This is a genomic window from Gemella sp. oral taxon 928 (assembly GCF_001553915.1).
GTDB lineage: Bacteria > Bacillota > Bacilli > Staphylococcales > Gemellaceae > Gemella > Gemella massiliensis.
This window is the reverse complement of record NZ_CP014233.1, coordinates 1,741,508-1,759,647: the sequence shown is the minus strand read 5'-3', so window position 1 is coordinate 1,759,647 and position 18,140 is coordinate 1,741,508. Positions and strand designations below refer to the sequence as shown.

Annotated in this window: 15 protein-coding genes; 13 read left to right on the top strand and 2 right to left on the bottom strand. The window is 31.9% G+C overall.

The genetic code is table 11. From position 1 onward, the window contains the following. The first annotated feature begins 20 nt into the window (after window positions 1–20). The 11 genes from galU to AXE85_RS08060 all read left to right on the top strand — a co-directional run bounded on the left by galU (window position 21) and on the right by AXE85_RS08060 (window position 11,446). Window positions 21–893, top strand: coding sequence for a UTP--glucose-1-phosphate uridylyltransferase GalU (galU, locus tag AXE85_RS08115; protein ID WP_062174607.1), 873 nt, complete (start codon window positions 21–23; stop codon window positions 891–893). 567 nt (window positions 894–1,460) lie between these two features. Next, a complete protein-coding gene (gene prdC / locus AXE85_RS08110; protein ID WP_174222367.1) occupies window positions 1,461–2,783 on the top strand; it encodes a proline reductase-associated electron transfer protein PrdC in 1,323 nt (440 codons plus the stop codon). A 20-nt stretch (window positions 2,784–2,803) separates the two neighbouring features. After that, window positions 2,804–4,753 (top strand): D-proline reductase (dithiol) proprotein PrdA, encoded by a 1,950-nt coding sequence (gene prdA / locus AXE85_RS08105; RefSeq protein ID WP_062174603.1) that lies wholly within the window; start codon window positions 2,804–2,806, stop codon window positions 4,751–4,753. A gap of 23 nt (window positions 4,754–4,776) precedes the next feature. Then, complete coding sequence (locus AXE85_RS08100) at window positions 4,777–5,067, top strand: CBO2463/CBO2479 domain-containing protein (protein WP_021752993.1); 291 nt, start codon at window positions 4,777–4,779, stop codon at window positions 5,065–5,067. 18 nt (window positions 5,068–5,085) lie between these two features. After that, window positions 5,086–5,811 (top strand): D-proline reductase (dithiol) protein PrdB, encoded by a 726-nt coding sequence (prdB, locus tag AXE85_RS08730; protein WP_082729142.1) that lies wholly within the window; start codon window positions 5,086–5,088, stop codon window positions 5,809–5,811. 123 nt (window positions 5,812–5,934) lie between these two features. Next, window positions 5,935–6,672, top strand: coding sequence for a proline reductase cluster protein PrdD (prdD, locus tag AXE85_RS08085; protein ID WP_062174601.1), 738 nt, complete (start codon window positions 5,935–5,937; stop codon window positions 6,670–6,672). Between the two features lie 15 nt (window positions 6,673–6,687). Beyond that, a complete protein-coding gene (locus AXE85_RS08080) occupies window positions 6,688–7,158 on the top strand; it encodes a glycine/sarcosine/betaine reductase component B subunit (RefSeq protein ID WP_062174599.1) in 471 nt (156 codons plus the stop codon). Window positions 7,159–7,176: 18 nt separating this feature from the next. Then, complete coding sequence (locus AXE85_RS08075; protein WP_062174597.1) at window positions 7,177–8,196, top strand: proline racemase family protein; 1,020 nt, start codon at window positions 7,177–7,179, stop codon at window positions 8,194–8,196. Between the two features lie 10 nt (window positions 8,197–8,206). Then, complete coding sequence (locus tag AXE85_RS08070) at window positions 8,207–9,094, top strand: TSUP family transporter (protein WP_062174595.1); 888 nt, start codon at window positions 8,207–8,209, stop codon at window positions 9,092–9,094. A gap of 336 nt (window positions 9,095–9,430) precedes the next feature. Next, a complete protein-coding gene (locus tag AXE85_RS08065) occupies window positions 9,431–10,321 on the top strand; it encodes a TSUP family transporter (protein WP_062174593.1) in 891 nt (296 codons plus the stop codon). A 237-nt stretch (window positions 10,322–10,558) separates the two neighbouring features. Next, window positions 10,559–11,446, top strand: coding sequence for a sulfite exporter TauE/SafE family protein (locus AXE85_RS08060; protein WP_062174591.1), 888 nt, complete (start codon window positions 10,559–10,561; stop codon window positions 11,444–11,446). A gap of 95 nt (window positions 11,447–11,541) precedes the next feature. On the opposite strand, the gene rarD is transcribed toward AXE85_RS08060, so the two are convergent. Both rarD and AXE85_RS08050 read right to left on the bottom strand, forming a co-directional pair. Beyond that, window positions 11,542–12,438 carry an EamA family transporter RarD gene (rarD, locus tag AXE85_RS08055; RefSeq protein WP_062174589.1) on the bottom strand — a complete coding sequence of 299 codons (897 nt, stop codon included), beginning with the start codon at window positions 12,436–12,438 and terminating at the stop codon, window positions 11,542–11,544. Window positions 12,439–12,474: 36 nt separating this feature from the next. Then, window positions 12,475–13,908 (bottom strand): bifunctional folylpolyglutamate synthase/dihydrofolate synthase, encoded by a 1,434-nt coding sequence (locus tag AXE85_RS08050; protein ID WP_062174587.1) that lies wholly within the window; start codon window positions 13,906–13,908, stop codon window positions 12,475–12,477. Between the two features lie 203 nt (window positions 13,909–14,111). Here AXE85_RS08050 and folP point away from each other — a divergent pair, with 203 nt between their 5' ends. Both folP and AXE85_RS08040 read left to right on the top strand, forming a co-directional pair. Continuing rightward, on the top strand, window positions 14,112–14,915 hold the full coding sequence (folP, locus tag AXE85_RS08045; protein WP_062174585.1) for a dihydropteroate synthase: 804 nt from the start codon (window positions 14,112–14,114) through the stop codon (window positions 14,913–14,915). 5 nt (window positions 14,916–14,920) lie between these two features. After that, window positions 14,921–17,728, top strand: coding sequence for a DUF3427 domain-containing protein (locus tag AXE85_RS08040; protein WP_062174583.1), 2,808 nt, complete (start codon window positions 14,921–14,923; stop codon window positions 17,726–17,728). The last annotated feature ends 412 nt before the right edge of the window (window positions 17,729–18,140 follow it).

The window sequence follows — 18,140 nt, the reverse complement described above, 5'->3', positions numbered from 1 at the left end:
ATAAGAAAATAGGTGAATAAATGAAAAAAGTAAGAAAAGCTATAATTCCGGCAGCAGGATATGGTACTAGATTTTTACCTGCTACTAAAGCATTACCTAAAGAAATGTTACCGATAATTGATACTCCTACTATTCAATACATAGTAGAAGAAGCGGTAAAAGCCGGAATAGAAGATATAATAATAGTAACAGGAAAGCAAAAAAGAGCTATAGAAGATCATTTTGATAGAAATGTAGAATTGGAAGTAGAATTGGAAAATAAAGGTAAGTTGGGAATGTTGGAAAAAGTAAAATACCCAACAACACTTGCTAATATTCACTATGTTCGTCAAAAAGAAATGGCAGGTTTAGGAGATGCTATTTTGACGGCACGCAGTTTTATAGGAGATGAACCGTTTGCCGTTTTACTTGGAGATGACGTTGTAGTAAATAAAGAAAAACCGGCAATTAAACAGTTAATAGAAAAATCGGAAAAAACAGGTTGCTCTGTTATTGGAGTACAAACAGTTCCTGAAAATCAAACTCATAGATATGGAATAATCGCTCCAAGATCAAATGATGGAAAATTATATGAGGTGGAAAATTTTGTTGAGAAACCCGCACAAGGGACAGCACCATCTAATCTGGCTATAATGGGTCGCTATGTTCTTAATCCGGGAATATTTAAACATCTTGAGAAAAAACAAGTTGGTGTTGGCGGAGAAGTACAGTTAACAGATGCAATTCAAATGTTAAATAAAGAAGAAAAAGTTTATGCTTATGATTTTGAAGGGAAACGTTATGACGTTGGTGAAACTATCGGCTTTGTAAAAACTACAATAGATTTTGCACTTCAAAGCGATTTAAGGGATGAATTGATTCCATTTTTAAAAGAAAAATTAGCAAATTTATAAGTGATAGTTACAAAGAACAAGATTGAAATTTACAATCTTGTTTTTTACTTTGAAATAATATAAATAGGAGATTTTATTTAAAGAAGTTGTTAAAAAAATTTTGAAAAATTATATTTAAAATTTTATAGTATTATACCAGTAAAAGTAAAATTTTAAGAAAGAAATTTATTATGTTTAAAAATTTTATATAACAATTCTAATCTATTTTTATTTCTAACATATATTAAAATTCAAAAAAAGAAACTTCTGAATGTTACAAGAGTTATTTAGAGAAAAGTTTATTTTTGTAAGTGTAACCATAACTTTTAATAACAGATTTTTAAATGATAATACATTTCAATTAGAGAATAAATTGTAGGGAGAATTATATTAAAATATTTTTATTGAAAAAGGCATATATTCAATAATTTAACAGATTGTCTATGCAAAATTTAAAAAACTTTAAAAAAAACTTTGAAAAATTGTTTAAAAATGTTTTGCAAAATTATTAAGACTGTTATACAATAAATATAGTAGGAGTTTTATGCTACTGCTTATTCATAATCTTTAAGGAAAGGAGGAAAAAATATGTTAGAGTTTAATAATGTTGAAAAAATCAATATTCCGCTAAAACAACACGTTGGTGGTCCTTGTCAAGCTATTGTTAATGTCGGGGATCATGTAAAACGTGGTCAATTAGTTGCTACTCCCAATGGGTTAGGTGCTAATATTCACACTAGTTTATCCGGTGTTGTAGAAGAAATTAACGATATGAATATCGTTGTAAAATTAGATAAAGAACAAACAGATGACTATGTGAGATTAGAAAAAACTGACGATAAGTTGCAAAAGATAAAAGATGCAGGTATTGTCGGAGTTGGGGGAGCCGGCTTTCCTACCGGAATTAAGTTATCGGCACAAATACCGGGTGGGTATGTTATTGCCAATGCAGCAGAATGTGAACCGATTTTAGGACATAATGTTAAGTTTATGGAAGAACATCCGGAAGAACTTGTACGCGGTTTGAAATATATTGTTGAATTAACCGGCGCAAAAGAAGGATATATTGCGATAAAAACAAAATATCGTAAAGCATTGCTTGCATTAGGTAAAGCGTGCAAAAATGAACCTAATATTAGTATAAAAATCTTGCCTAATATGTATCCAGCAGGAGACGAACGTGTTATTGTTAGGGAAACATTAGGCGTGATTTTAAAACCGGGTCAATTACCATTGGAAGCTAATGCAATTATCTCAAATGTTGAGACTATTAAGCGTATAGTGGAAGCAATAGAAGAAGATAAGCCGCTGATTGACAAAGATCTTACAGTAGGCGGACGTGTAAATAACCCAAGCATATTCTTAGATGTACCGATCGGATTACCGATTAGTGTGTTTATAGAAAAAGCCGGCGGTTATATTAACCCACATGGAGAGATTGTTCGTGGGGGACCATTTACGGGACGTCCGGCACAAGAAGGAGATCCTATTAATAAAACAACCGGTGGTCTTCTAGTGGCTATGCCATATCCACAAGAAAGAGAGAAAGTAGGAATACTAATTTGTGAATGTGGTGCACAAGAAGAACGTCTTCGCCAAATTGCTGACGGAATGGGTGCTGAAGTAGTGTCTGTCCAAATGTGTAAACGTATGAAACCGGATAAAAACGGTAGATTACGTTGTGAATTACCGGGTATTTGCCCAGGACAAGCGGAAAAAGTATTGAAAATGAAAAAAGATGGTGCGAAAGCAGTCATTACTGGTACTTGTCAAGATTGAACCAACACCGTGACAGGTGTAGCTCCTAGGTTAGGAGTAAAAGTTTATCATAGTACCGACCATGTACTTCGTGCCACTGACCATCATTTATACAGAAGCTATAAAAGCTTAGAATTACATAATAATAAATAATTAGTTGGAGGTTAGAAGTAATGTCAATTACAGTAGAAACTGCAAAAGAACACTTAAATGACAAAGCGGTATTTTGTTGCAGAGCTGAGGAAGGTATCGTAATTAGTCCTGAAAACTTAGAAGATCCAGGGTTATTCGATGACTTAGAAGATTCAGGGTTACTATCATTCCCAGACAATGCATTAACAATCGGACAAGTATTAGGAGCAAAATTAACAAAAACAACAGACGCTCTAATACCAATTACACCGGATATCATTGATGCTGTCCAAGGTGTAGAAGAAGAAAAAGCAGAAGAAAAACAAGAAGAAGAAGTAGTAGGAGAAGCTAGCGTAGTGGCAGAGCCGATTCCTGCTCCCGTAGTGGTGGCAGAACAAACACAAGCTCCGGTAAATTCAGGAGTATTCAAACTACAAATCGGTAAAGGTGAAAATATTAACCTTGAAATTCCACTATCAGCTTTTGCAGGGCAATCTGCAGCACCGGTTGCACAACCGGCAGCACCTGCTCAAGTAGTAGAAACAAAAGCTGTAGAAGCTCCTAAAACAGAAACAGTAGTAGAAAAAGAAGCAGAAGAAAAACATGAAGGTGAACCAAAATTCATTCGTTCTCTTTTAACAAAACACTACAAAATTGATAAAGTAGTCTTCGGTGAAAAAACAGAAATTAAAGGTACAACTTTAGTATTAGGAACTCCGGAAGATTTATGTAAAGCTGCTATTGAATCAGAAGAATTAGTAGAGGATGTTAAATTAGAAATCATCACTCCTGAACAGTATGGTACATACAGTGAAACAATAATGGACGTGCAACCGATTGCGGTTAAAGAAGAAGGAGAAATCGGTCATGGTGTTACTCGTGAACTTAAAGGTGTAGTAATGGTTCTTACAGGAACAGATGCTAACGGAGTTCAAATCGGGGAATTCGGTTCTTCAGAAGGAGAATTGGATCGTAACATTATGTGGGGCCGTCCAGGTGCTCCGGATAAAGGAGAAATCTTCATTAAAGGACAAGTAACAATCAAAGCGGGAGCTAACATGGAACGTCCAGGACCATTGGCAGCTCACAAAGCATTTGACCATATTACAGAAGAAATTCGTAAAGCTCTTAAAGAATTAGATGATGAAAGTTTGGTAGTTGGTGATATTAAATTAGAACAATATCGTCATCCGGGAAATAAAAAAGTGTTGATAGTTAAAGAAATCATGGGACAAGGTGCGATGCACGATAACTTGATTTTACCGGTAGAACCGGTAGGAACACTTGGTGCTAAACCTAACGTTGACTTAGGTAACTTACCGGTTATGCTTGCTCCAACAGAAGTATTAGATGGTGGTATCCATGCGCTAACATGTATCGGGCCAGCTTCAAAAGAAACTTCTCGTCATTACTATCGTGAACCGTTAATCTTAGAAGCGATGGCTGATGAAGAAATCGACTTAGTAGGGGTATTACTAGTTGGATCTCCACAAGCTAACTCAGAAAAATTCTATGTATCTAAACGTGTAGGTATGACTATTGAAGCTATGGATATTGATGGTGCTATCGTTACAACAGAAGGATTCGGTAACAACCATATCGACTTTGCATCACATATTGAACAAATCGGTTCTCGTGGAGTGTCTGTAGTAGGTATGACTTACTCTGCGGTTCAAGGGGCTCTTGTAGTAGGTAACGAATACATGAAAGCCATGGTAGATAATAATAAATCTAAACAAGGTATTGAAAACGAAATTCTTTCAAACAATACATTATGTAGAGAAGATGCTGTCCGTGCTTTAGCAATGCTTAAAACACAAATGGGTGGCGGAGAAATAAAAAAAGCTGAAAGAAAATGGAATCCTAATGTTAAATTAAATAACGTAGAAGTTATTGAAAAAGCTACAGGAGAAAAAATAGAGCTATTAGAAAACGAACAAATTTTACCAAAATCTAAAAAACGTCAAGAAATTTACGAAAAAGAAGATTAATTTTTAAGAGTAGGAAATAAGTTATGATTGAAAAATTAAAATATGCGTCTACAGAAAGAGTGTTCGAAGGGATAATAGTTGATCATAACGATGCCAGCGTTACGATAGATATTAAAGGACGTTTAGGGCAGTTTAAAATTCCTATGAGAATGTTGATTTCTGAATATCCTGTGCAAATAGGTCAAGAAGTTGCCTTTTTGTTCAGCTATCCGGAAGTTATAACAGAAGAACCTGACGAACATTATGTAAATGCAATAAAAAATACTAAAAAGTTACAAGAAGAAGTAAAAAATAGAAGACTAAAAGAAGAATAGTAGGAAGGAGAATTTAGAATGTCATTAACGATATTTGAAGGTCTACAATCAGAGATTTATGTACCGATTACACCAAAACCAGTTTGGGCTCCAGTGACTAAAGAATTAAAAGACATGAAAGTAGCATTAGCAACTGCTGCGGGAGTTCACTTAAAAACAGATAAAAGATTTAACTTAGCAGGGGATACAACATTCCGTGAAATTCCGGATACTGCACACAGTTCAGATCTTATGGTATCTCATGGTGGGTACGATAATGCTGACGCTAACAAAGACATCAACTGTATGTTTCCGATTGATAGATTACATGAACTGGCTAAAGCCGGATTTATCGGCAGCGTAGCAGAATTCCACTATGGATTCATGGGTGGTGGTGGAGACCAAGAGGCTTTCACTAACAGAACAGGTCCGGAAATCGCTAAAAAATTAAAAGAAGAAAATGTTGATGCAGTTATTTTAACTGCTGGTTGAGGTACTTGCCATAGAACTGCCGTGATCGTGCAGAGAGCAATTGAAGAAGCAGGTATTCCAACAATCTTAATAGCGGCACTACCGCCGGTAGTGCGTCAAAACGGTACTCCAAGAGCCGTTGCTCCACTTGTACCAATGGGAGCAAACGCAGGAGAACCTGGTAACGTTGAGCAACAAACACAAATTCTAGAAGCAACTTTAGAGCAACTAGTTAAAATACCAAGTGCAGGTAAAATAGTTCCTCTTCCATTTGAGTACATCGCTCACGTGTAGGAGTTTACTAAATTAGAAGAGGGATGTGAATCTCTCTTCTTTTTTAACAAAGAAACTGTATTATAAAACAGTTTCAGTTGTGTTTCAATACAGTTTTTAATAAATAATAGGGGATGATGACTTATGCCAAAAGAAAAATTACAAATAAAAGCATTCCATATTAATACTGTTACACTTGGTAAGAAAGTTAAGATTGATAATAATGTACTGACTATACCAACAGAAATAGTATATAATAAAGATATTTTTGAAACTGTAAGTATAAAAATTATTAAACCGAAAGAACATGATATTTATGTTAATACTATAATGGATATAGTGCCAATTTCGACAAAAGTAATAGGGCGACTTGGAGAAGGAATAACTCATACATTGACCGGTGTTTACACATTGCTTACCGGGGCAAATACTAAAGGGGAACAGATGCATGAGTTTGGTTCATCAGAAGGTATTTTAAGTAAGCAATTGGTGCTTAATAAAGCAGGATCACCGTCAGTTGATGATTACTTAATTCATATTGATGTTGTGATTAAAGATAATATAGATTTTGATAGAGCTTTAGCATTTTCAATTTTTGAGTTATCAGACTTATATCTTCAAGAAATTAGAGAAGGCATGAAGGTACTTAGCGGACGTGATGCTGACGAAGTTCATGAATTTTATAATACATCAAATCCGGGTAAGCCTAAAGTTGCTCTTGTAAAAGAAGTAGCCGGGCAAGGAATGATGTATGATAATCAGTTATTCCCGATAGAACCCAGTGGAATAGATAAGGGTATTTCTATTATAGATATGAATAATATGCCGGTTTTACTTACAGCGAATGAATATCGTGACGGTGCTATAAGGGCTATGGTATAGAAAGAAGGTGTTAGTATGGGGATAGGGCCATCTACAAAAGAAACCAGTTTACACCATTTTAGAGATCCGTTACTTGATACATTAGCTACTGATCCGGATATTGATTTTCAAGGTGTAATTATTGTTGGAACGCCACAAGACAATAGATTAAAACATCTTGTAGGCTGGAGAACCGCCGTATGGCTGGAGGCTATGAGAACAGATGGAGCTATTATTTCGGCAGACGGCTGGGGGAATAGTGATGTTGACTATGCCAATACAATGTTTGAAATAGGAGAGAGAGGAATTTCTATAGTTGGTTTAAAATTTATGGGAAAACATAAATTTGTGGTAGAAAATCAGTATACAAAATATGTCTTAGATTTTAATAAGTCTAAAGAAGGTGTAGAAACGGAAATTGTTTGTCAGAATAATGTTGATTATTCTGATGCGAGAAAAGCGTTGGGACTTTTAAAATTAAAAATGAGGCAAGATGCAAATAAATAATTTAAGGAGAGAATTATCATGAAATTAAATAAAATGATTTCGGTTATAGATACACATACAGCAGGGGAAGCTGCTCGTTTAGTAACAGCGGGTATTCCAAAAATTCCCGGTAAGGATATGGTAGAGAAAAAACAATATTTTATCGATCATTTAGATGATGTTAGAAAATCTGTAATGTTTGAACCACGTGGGCATCAGGATATGTTCGGAGCGTTCTTACTACCTCCAACAAAAGAAGAAGCGGATTTCGGATTGGTATTCATGGATACCGGCGGTTACTTAAATATGTGTGGACATAATACCATCGCAGCGGTAACAGCTTCAGTTGAAACAGGTATGGTTGATGTGGAAGAAGGAGCTACAGAAAAAGAAGTTGTTGTAGAAACGCCGGCAGGATTAATCTACGCAACGGCAAAATTAAAAGATAATGGAACAAAAGTAAAAGAAGTTTCATTTAGAAATGTTGAGTCATTCTTATATAAACGTGATTTAGAATTAGATGTAGAAGGTGTCGGTCATATTAAATTTGATATTTCATTTGGTGGTAGTTTCTTCTGTATTCTTTCAGCTGATCAATTAGGGTTGGAAGTAAAACCGGAGAATGCTTCTAAATTAAAAGAAATGGGACTAAAAATCAGAGATGCGGTTAATGCAAATGTAGAAATTCAACATCCGACATTATCGCATATCAAAACTGTAGATTTGATAGAAATTTATGATAAACCGACTCATCCGGAAGCTACATATAAAAATGTTGTAGTATTTGGAGATGGTAATATTGACAGATCACCTTGCGGAACCGGTACTTCTGCAAAATTAGCAACATTATATGCTAAAGGTGAATTAAAACCGGGAGATCCTTTTGTATATGAAAGTATTTTAGGTACTTTATTCAAAGGTAGAATTGTTGAAGAAAGAAAATTAGCGGATTATGATGCTATCATTCCGGAAATAACAGGTTCTGGTTATATCTTAGGATTTAGTAATTATGTATATGATCCGGATGATTCACTAACTTATGGATTCTTATTAGGATAGGAGAAAAGAGATGTTTAGTTTAGTAAATATATTATTAATGTTATTAGCTGCTTCAGGCATATACTTTTTGGCAATGTGGGTGTTGGATATAGTAAAAAACAAAGATACTGAAAGTGAAGATTCAAACCCTATAATCGGATTCTTTATCGGATTAATAACAGACTTTATGGATACTTTAGGTATCGGTAGTTTTGCTCCGACAACATTACTTGCAAAAGTAACAGGTTTTATAAAAAATGACAGATTCTTACCGGGAACATTAAATGTAGGGCACACAATTCCCGTATTAATCGAAGCATTTTTATTCATTCAAGCGGTTAAAGTAGAGGCTGTAACCTTACTTTCTCTAATTGCAGCAGCAGTTATTGGTGCTTTAGTCGGAGGACGTATAGTAACAAAATTACCTGAGAAAAAAATTCAGGTTGTTATGGGATTTGCTTTAATTATTACAGCGTTGTTAATGTTTGCCAGTAAAATGGGATGGCTTGCATTACTTGGTGCTAACAACACAGCACTTAAATTAACAGGAATTGCTTTAATAGTAGGTATAGTTGGTAACTTTATCTTTGGAGCATTAATGATGGCAGGAGTAGGATTGTATGCACCATGTTTAGCAATGGTATCCCTATTAGGAATGGATCCGAAAGCTGCATTCCCTATTATGATGGGTTCATGTGCCGCATTAATGGCGATTGGGTCACCTAAATTTATTAAAGAAGGATTATACCCAAGAAAAGGTGCAATTGGTGTTACAATCGGAGGTATAATCGGGGTTATCGTCGGATATCAATTTATTACTTCATTATCATTATCAAGTTTACTATGGTTAATTATCGTAGTAGTTATTATCACAGGACTTGATATGTTAAGAAAAGGATTTAAAAAAGAAGTAGCATAGAGATAAAAAACTTTAATGTCAGCTCACCTTGTAGTTATGAAAACACATTTGAAAATACAATGATAATATGTTACAATAATAATGTGAGATATTAGAAATGTATTGAATAAAGTGAAATATAATGAAAGAAAGAACATAGATATATTTAGTAGGGGGATTAATCCCGATTTAGAGTGTTAGAGAATTCTAGCACTCTATACATTTTTGTGATGAGATTAATCTATAAGAAAAAAGTTGTAAATATTATTTTTTCAGAAAACTACTAAATATTTTCATATTAGAAGTAATTATTTACCGGATAGAAGGTAAATTATAATAAAAGCAAGAGGTGAAAAGATGATTAATTTAGTAAACACAGTGTTGTTGTTATTAGGGATAGCTGTCGTGTATTTTGTCATTACATTAGCTATGGATGTGATTAAGAATAAGGATAAAGTAAAAAAGGAATCAAATTTTATTTTAGGATTTATAATAGGAATTATAACAGATTTCTTTGATACTTTGGGAATTAGTAGTTTTGCGATAACGACTCTGTTAGGAAGAGTAACAGGTTTTATAAAAAACGACAGGTTATTACCGGGAACTTTGAATATAGGACATGCAGTACCGACAGCCACAGAGGCATTTTTATTTATTTCTGCTGTAAAAGTAGAAGCTATTACACTTTTATCATTAATAGTTGCGGCTGTGGTGGGGTCACTGGTCGGCGGTCGTATAGTTACTAAATTACCGGAGAAAAAAATACAAATTGTAATGGGATTTGCCTTATTATTTACAGCTATCTTGATGTTTACTAAAAAAATGGGGTGGTTAGATTTACTTGGTGCAAACAACACCGCACTTGAATTAACCGGGTTGTTGTTGATTATAGGAATAGTTGGTAACTTTATTTTTGGAGCATTGATGATGGCAGGAGTAGGATTGTATGCACCGTGTCTTGCTATGGTTTCTTTGTTAGGAATGGATCCGAAAGCTGCATTTCCCGTTATGATGGGTTCATGTGCTGCGTTAATGGCAGTGGGCTCTTCTAAATTTATCAAAGAAGGGTTATACCTAAGAAAAGGAAGTGTTGCAATTACTATTGGAGGAATTATCGGAGTAATTATTGCTTATCAATTTATTAATTCACTATCGGTTTCAGGTCTTATGTGGTTAGTAATTGCCGTAGTTACTATAACCGGCTTTGATATGTTGAGAAAAGGTATAACTAATAAAAAAATGTCTTAATAATATTTTATGACAATTATTAATTTAACAAAATAAAGAATAACTATATACAAAAAAATTGGGTCTACAAAAAATCGGACTGATGAAAAAATCAAGTCCGATTTTTTTATAACAAATTTACAAAAAAATATAGAAAAAAAGTAAAATATTTTTTCGATTAAACTTTACAAATAATAATAAATATAATATAATATTTATTTGCAAGGGTATTCATTAATATATTAAAGGAGAGGTTATATGAGTTTAGTAGTAATATTGTTAGGTTTATTGTCGTTAGCGGCGGTATATTATGTTGTGATTTGGGCGCAAGACATTATAAAAAACTGGAATGAACCGGATAACTCTAATCCGATTTTAGGATTTGTAATAGGTATTATTACGAATTTTTTTGATGTGCTTGGGATAGGAAATTTTTCAACAATAACATTAGCATCACAGTTGACAGGTTTTATAAAAAACAATAGATTATTACCCGGGATGTTAAACATAGCGAGTGTTGTACCGGTTTTAATTGAAGCATTTTTATTTATTTCAAATGTCGAGGTCGGTGCAGTTACATTGTTATCCTTAATTATAGCGGCAGTTGTCGGTGCATTGGTGGGAGGACGTATAGTAACAAAATTACCTGAATATAAAATACAAATTGTAATGGGATTTGCCTTATTGATAACAGCATTTTTAATGTTTGCCAAAAAGATAGGTTGGTTGGCGTTATTGGGAGAAAATAATACGGCGGTTAATTTAACCGGTATAGCTTTAATTATCGGTATTGTAGGAAATATTATTTTTGGAGCATTGACGATGGCAGGTGTGGGGTTGTATGCACCGTGCTTAGCAATGGTATCACTATTGGGATTAAATCCAAAAGTTGCTTTTCCGATTATGATGGGTTCATGTGCCGCCTTAATGGCAATGGGATCTCCAAAATTTATTAAAGAAGGTATGTATCCAAGAAAAGGGACACTGGGACTAGCTATCGGTGGAATAGTCGGAGTGTTTATAGGATACCAGTTTGTTAAATCATTATCAGTAGACAGTTTGATATGGATAATTATTGTTGTAGTAATTTATACAGGTATTATGATGTTAAGGAAAGGATTTAAAAATCATCAAAAAATAGTTTAGTGAATATATTAAAGCTGATTAATTAGTAATAAATCAATGAGATGTTTTCGAACATTGTATGAATTTAGTTACCGGATAATCAGCTTTTTAGTTTATTATATATTTTTATTTTTGAATGATTGGACAGTTGAGTAACAAAACACAATAACGGCTATCCAAATTATTATGAATGAAATGAGTTTTTCAATGCTAAGAGCTTCTCCATAAACGAAGATTCCTATAAGAAATTGCATTGATGGTGGAATGTATTGAAGTATTCCTAATAAATACAGCGGTATATGGTTGGCACCTTTAGCAAAAAGCATAAGCGGTACTGCAGTTATAGCACCGGAAAGTAAAATCCAGATAATAGTCATAGTACCGTCAGTATAGAAAGTTAAGTTATTATTTATTGTTAAGTATGAAATATAAATAAGTGCTATTGGGAAAACAATTACAGTTTCTACTAACAGGCTAGCTTTAGGGCTAATAACAATTTTCTTTTTACACAAGCTATATAAACCGAAAGTTAGTGCGAGCATTATAGAAATCCAAGGAAGTGACCCTAAAGATATAAATAAATATAATAATGATATGCCGACACAAATACAAGCTATAATTTGAGTACGACTGAGATGCTCTTTTAAAAATATAACAGCTAGGATAATTGTCACTATTGGATTTAAGTAGTAACCGAAACTTGCTTCCAGTACATGATTTGTATTAACAGCAATAATGTAGGTTAGCCAGTTAATTGTAATGAGAATAGCGGCTATAACTAAAAGTATGAATTTTTTCTTATCTTTCCATAATTTTAAAATTTCTTTAAATATTCTTTTTTTATTTTTTGAAATTAGAACGATAAACAACATAAAAACAAAAGACCAAATTATTCGATGTGACAAAACTTCATAAGCATCAATGTTTTTTAATAATTTGAAATAGACGGGAAAAACTCCCCATGATAAATAACAAATTAAAATAGCAATTAAACTTTTTTTTGTATTATTCATAATAAACACTCCTTACTTGTATAAAATAATATACTTTTAATAATGGTCAATTATTTCACTTCTTACCGCTGAGATGAGATATAAAGACCCTGTTATAAGAAGTATTTCGTCATTTTTCAGGTTTGGTACTAAGTTGGCTAATGCTTGTTCATAATCTTCAAACTTTGTAATAAAGGTGGTATCAAAAGCATTAACTAAACTGTTAAGATTGGATTCTTTTATTGCAATAGGAACTTTTGTAATGAAAAATTCTGCAGGAATAGTTTTTATTATTTCTATCATAGAAGAATAGTCTTTATCTTCTAAAATTCCCAGAAGAATTTTTAATTTAGGGAATTTAACCATTTTTAAATAATTTACTAAACTATTTACTCCGTCATTATTATGGGCACCGTCTAATAAAATATTTTCTCTTATCCACTCAAGTCTACCTGCCCAGTTTGAGGTAGCTACAGCACGAGAAATAGTGTTAAAATCTATATCTATTATTTTTCTTTGCTGTAAGTTTTCCAGTACGAGTAGAGCGAGTGAACAGTTATAAATTTGATGTTCTCCTATCATTTTAGTAGAGTAGGTTTTATTTTTGTAATTAAATTCGTTTCCATGAGCATGAATGCTTTTTATTTGAATATCTTTAGTATTTAAAATAGTTAATGTAGCATTTTTTTCTTTGCAAATATTTTTAATAACCATTTCGATCGAATTAGAAGAAGGGTAAATAATTACATTATCATTTTTTTGGATAATTCCGGCTTTTTCAAAGGCAATTTCTTCTAAAGTATTACCAAGGATATTTGTATGATCCAGACTAATTTTTGTAATAACGGATAGTAGTTTTTTTTCAAAAATATTTGTACCGTCAAAACGTCCACCAAGCCCAACTTCCATAATAACAAAATCTGTACCTTGTTCTTTAAAATAAAGGATAGCAACTGTAGTTATAATTTCAAAGAATGATAAGTTATCGGTTGAATGTGGGTTATTATCAGACCAAGTTTTTTCTACAAGTTTAAACAGTTCAAATGCTCTTTTATAAGGTATAAATTTATCATTAATACGAATACGATCGTTAAAACTAAGCATACCGGGGCTTGTGTATAAACCTACACGATATTTGATTTTCAAAATATCTTTAAGGTATGAACAGGTTGAGCCTTTGCCGTTTGTTCCGGCAACATGGATAATATTAAGGCTTTTTTCCGGATTATTAAATAGTCCTAATATTTTTTTCATACGATGAAGCCCCAGTTTCATACCGGAGCGCTCAATTTTATATGAAGAAGTTATCAGTAACTCTTCACAAATAATTTCTGTAACATAATCAATAGTTATATTTTTATTAAATGTTTCTAATTTTTTTAGTATTTCATCAAGTTCAAACTTATCAAAAAGTTCAAAGATATTATTTTCATCTTTTAAATTATTTTTTTCTAAAAAGTTTTTATATTTTAATTTACAGTTATTAATCATAATAATTCTCCTAATATAATTGTCCGGGAAGAAGAGAATAAATTCTTGCCTGCCAATGTAAAAAATATTATAGAATAATTTTATAACAGTAAGTAAAAAAAGTAAAGAAAGGGTTGTGTTGATATGTTGTAAAAAAGCACTCATCTTTATTTTAATGTAGATGAGTGTTATAATTATAAAAAATAAAAAGAGTGGGTAATATAATGAGTAAATTAAGAAAACTTTTAAATGAAAAAAAATATTTAATAATGGGGATTTTAAATTTTACACCTGATTCTTTTTCGGACGGTGGAGATTTTTTTGACGTTAATTGTGCAAAAGAACAGGTAAAAAAAATGATTGAAGACGGAGCGGATATTATTGATATTGGAGCGGAATCTACCAGACCGGGAGCGGTTGTTGTGTCGGAGAAAGAGGAGATAAAGAGATTGGAGAGCATTTTTCCTACTTTAAGAAAAGAATTTCCTAATGTTTGTTTTAGCGTAGATACTTATAAAGAAAATGTTGCAGAGTATATGATAAAGCAAGGGGTTGATATTCTTAATGATGTTAATGGAGCGAAAAATAGCAATATGGCACAAATCGCTGCAAAATATGATATTCCGATTATTGTGATGCACAATGGAGGTGTAGAGGAAACTAAGGAAATAGAACAAGTAGTAAAAGAATTGGGAGAAAGTGTTGATATTTGTCTAAATGCTGGTGTGAAAAAAGATAATATTATAGTTGATCCGGGCATGGGATTCGGGAAAACTGCGGAAGCTAATTTAACTATCACAAAAAATCTTAGTCTATTGTCTTCTTTGAATTGTGAAATTTTGTACGCTGTTAGTAGAAAAAGAACGACAGATTACATTTTAGGTGGGAATACAAATCCTAAAGATAGAGATGTAGTAAGTGCCGTTTTATCCATTGAATCACTAAGACGTGGTGCAAGGATAGTACGGGTTCATAATGTGAAAATTATGAAAGAAGCTGTGTTGACTTATGAAAAAATAAATGGATAAAGCATATGAAAAATACTTTTATATATAATGATCATTTGAATGCCAAAAAGGTACTAAGCACATTGGAAAGAGAATTAGATGGGTGTTCAGAATTTATTTTCAGTGTAGCATTTATTTCAGAAAGCGGCTTAACCGGGTTACTTCAAATATTAAAAAATTTAGAAGAAAAAAATATTCATGGTAAAATTTTAACAACAAATTATTTATATTTTAATTCTCCAAAAGTATTGGATAAATTAGAAAAATTTAAAAATATAGAATTAAAAATCTTTGATATTGAAACTAATAAAATAGGATTTCATACCAAAGGATATTTATTTAAGTATGAAGATGGATGGAGAGTGTTGTTAGGAAGTGCAAACCTTACTATTAATGCCTTAACAACGAATAAAGAGTGGAACACTTTGATAGAAGATAATAATTCTTTAGTCGCAGAAATTTTGACGGAATTTAGTAATTTATGGAAAAATGCCACTGATTACACAAGTATACAAAATAAATATAAAAATCAGTATTTGGAATATAAAATGGTAGATAAAGAAAAAAATTCTCTAAAGCCAAAAGTTATAATCCCAAATAAAATGCAGGAAAATTTTATAAGAAATTTTTTCAATATACGTAAAAATAATACAAGAGCACTTTTGATTTCAGCTACAGGGACAGGAAAAACTTATGCTGCCGCTTTTGCAATGAAAAGTGTAAAGGCGGGAAGGATACTATTTGTAGTGCATAGGGAGCAAATTGCCCAAAAAGCTCTTGAAACATTCAAAATTATTTTTGGAAATACTAAAACATATGGGCTTCTTAGTGGAACCAGTAAAAAATTAGAAGCGGATTTTATTTTTTCAACGGTGCAAACTTTATCGAAAGAAGAAGTGCTATCCGGTTTTAGTAAGAAACATTTTGATGAAATAATTATAGATGAAGTTCATAGAGCCGGAGCAAAAAGTTACTTACGAATTTTAGAATATTTTGAACCGAGATTTTTCTTAGGAATGACGGCAAGCCCGGATAGGACGGATGGATTTAATATCTATGATTTGTTTGATAATAATATTGTTTATGAAATAAGACTTCAGGAGGCGTTGGAGCAAAACTTACTTTGCCCTTTCCATTATTTTGGTATTAGTGATTTAATCGTTAATGGAAAAGGTCTAGATGATTTTACTGATTTTAATAAACTTGTAACAGATGAGAGAGTGAATCATATTATTAACAAAATAAGTTATTATGGGTACTCAGGAAAAAGGGTAAAAGGTTTGATTTTTTGCTCAACAAAAAAAGAAGCAAAAGAATTATCAGGAAAATTTAATAAAAAAGGATATAAAACTTCTTATTTGACCGGTGATGACAGTATTAAAAAACGTGAAGAAGAAATTAACAAACTTGTAAGTGATAATGGAGAAATCTTAGATTATATTTTTACAGTTGATATTTTTAACGAGGGAGTTGATATTCCGGAAATAAATCAGATTGTTATGCTTCGTCCTACACAAAGTGCGATTATTTTTGTTCAACAGCTAGGGCGGGGCTTAAGAAAAGCAGCCCTTAAAAATTTTGTCGTTATAGTTGATTTTATTGCGAATTGTAAAAATAATTTTTTAATACCGGTAGCACTTTCCGGAGATAACAGTTATGATAAAGACAATATTCGTCGTTTTCTTGCTCAAGGTACGAGATATTTACCGGGGACATCAACAATTCACTTTGATAATATTTCTAAGCAACATATATATAAATCAATAGATAGTGTAAAATTAAACACTTGGCATTTAATAACTGATGAATATTTTTTGTTGAAAAATAAACTGGGAAAAATTCCTGCATATTATGATTTTGACAACAATTTTGATATAAGAAAGATATTTGAAGTAGCCGGAAGTTATTACACATTTTTGTCCAAAAAGGAACCGAACTATAAATATAAAAATAAATTAACTAAAACTCAAGAAAATATGCTGAGTTTTATATCAAAAAATTTAATTTTAAGTAAAAAAATAGAGGAATTACAAATATTAAAATTACTTTTAACAAAAACTGAAAGTATAGAATGTAGTTTCAAAAAGATAATGTTTGACGATTATAATAAGTTTATTGCGGACTACGAATTGGAAGTAAGCAAAAAAATATTAACAAATAATTTTGTGACCAGTAGGGTTACGAAAAAGAAATTTAGCGATTGTATATTTTTAGATGAAAAAGAAAAAATTCTGAAAATTTCAAAAGAATTTAAAACGGAGTTAAGTTCGGAAATTTTTAAAAAGTTAATTACAGAGCTGGTAGATTATGGGATTTATATATACAATGAAAAATATAAAAATAAATTATATAATGACACCAATTTTGTTCTTTATGAAAAATACAGCTTTGAAGATATTTGTAAACTTTTTTCATGGAGTATTAATTATGTGCCTTTAGCAATAGGGGGATATAAATATGACGAACAAACCAAAACATTGCCGGTGTTTATTAACTATGATATTGATGAAAATTCATTTAATCATGATTACACACATGGCTTTCTCCCTGATAATAGATTTACTTCAATGTCGAAACCGAGAAGAAATCTTAATTCAAAAGAATGTGAGTATTTTTATAATAAGAATACGAAAATTTATCTCTTTATGAGAAAAAACAAAGACGATAAAGACAGTGCAAGAGTATTCTACTTTTTAGGAGAAATGAAAACAATAGGAAGCCCGAAATTAGTACATAGACAAAAAAGTAAAGATACTGTAATTCAGTTTTACTACAAAATATTAACACCGATAAGAGAAGATATTTATGAATATTTTACAAGAGATAAGGTGTAAAAATACAAATTAAAAAAGTGAAAAATATGACTAGCCCTCAAAACTTGGACAAGTTTTGAGGGCAATTTTTAATGAAATTGATAAATGAAAATAAAATAGAAATATACAAACTTAATTAAAGGAGGCTGCACTTATATACAACTATCCGAAAAATTCAAAATAGCGGGATGTATCCTAAAAATCTCGGTTTTTTATCTTTTGAAAATACTTTATTATCTAACCGATGTTGAAAAAAAGTTAATTTTCTAACGTGAAAAAGGCTATTAAAATAATTATTTAGAGACGCTTAGGAGATTTATTAAGAGAAAATAGTAGTACATAAAATGTTTTAAAAAGTTTAAAAGTGACAAATCTTAGTAGTCTATAAAAGAAAAAATATGATATAATTAAAAGGAAAAGTTAAAAAATAGTG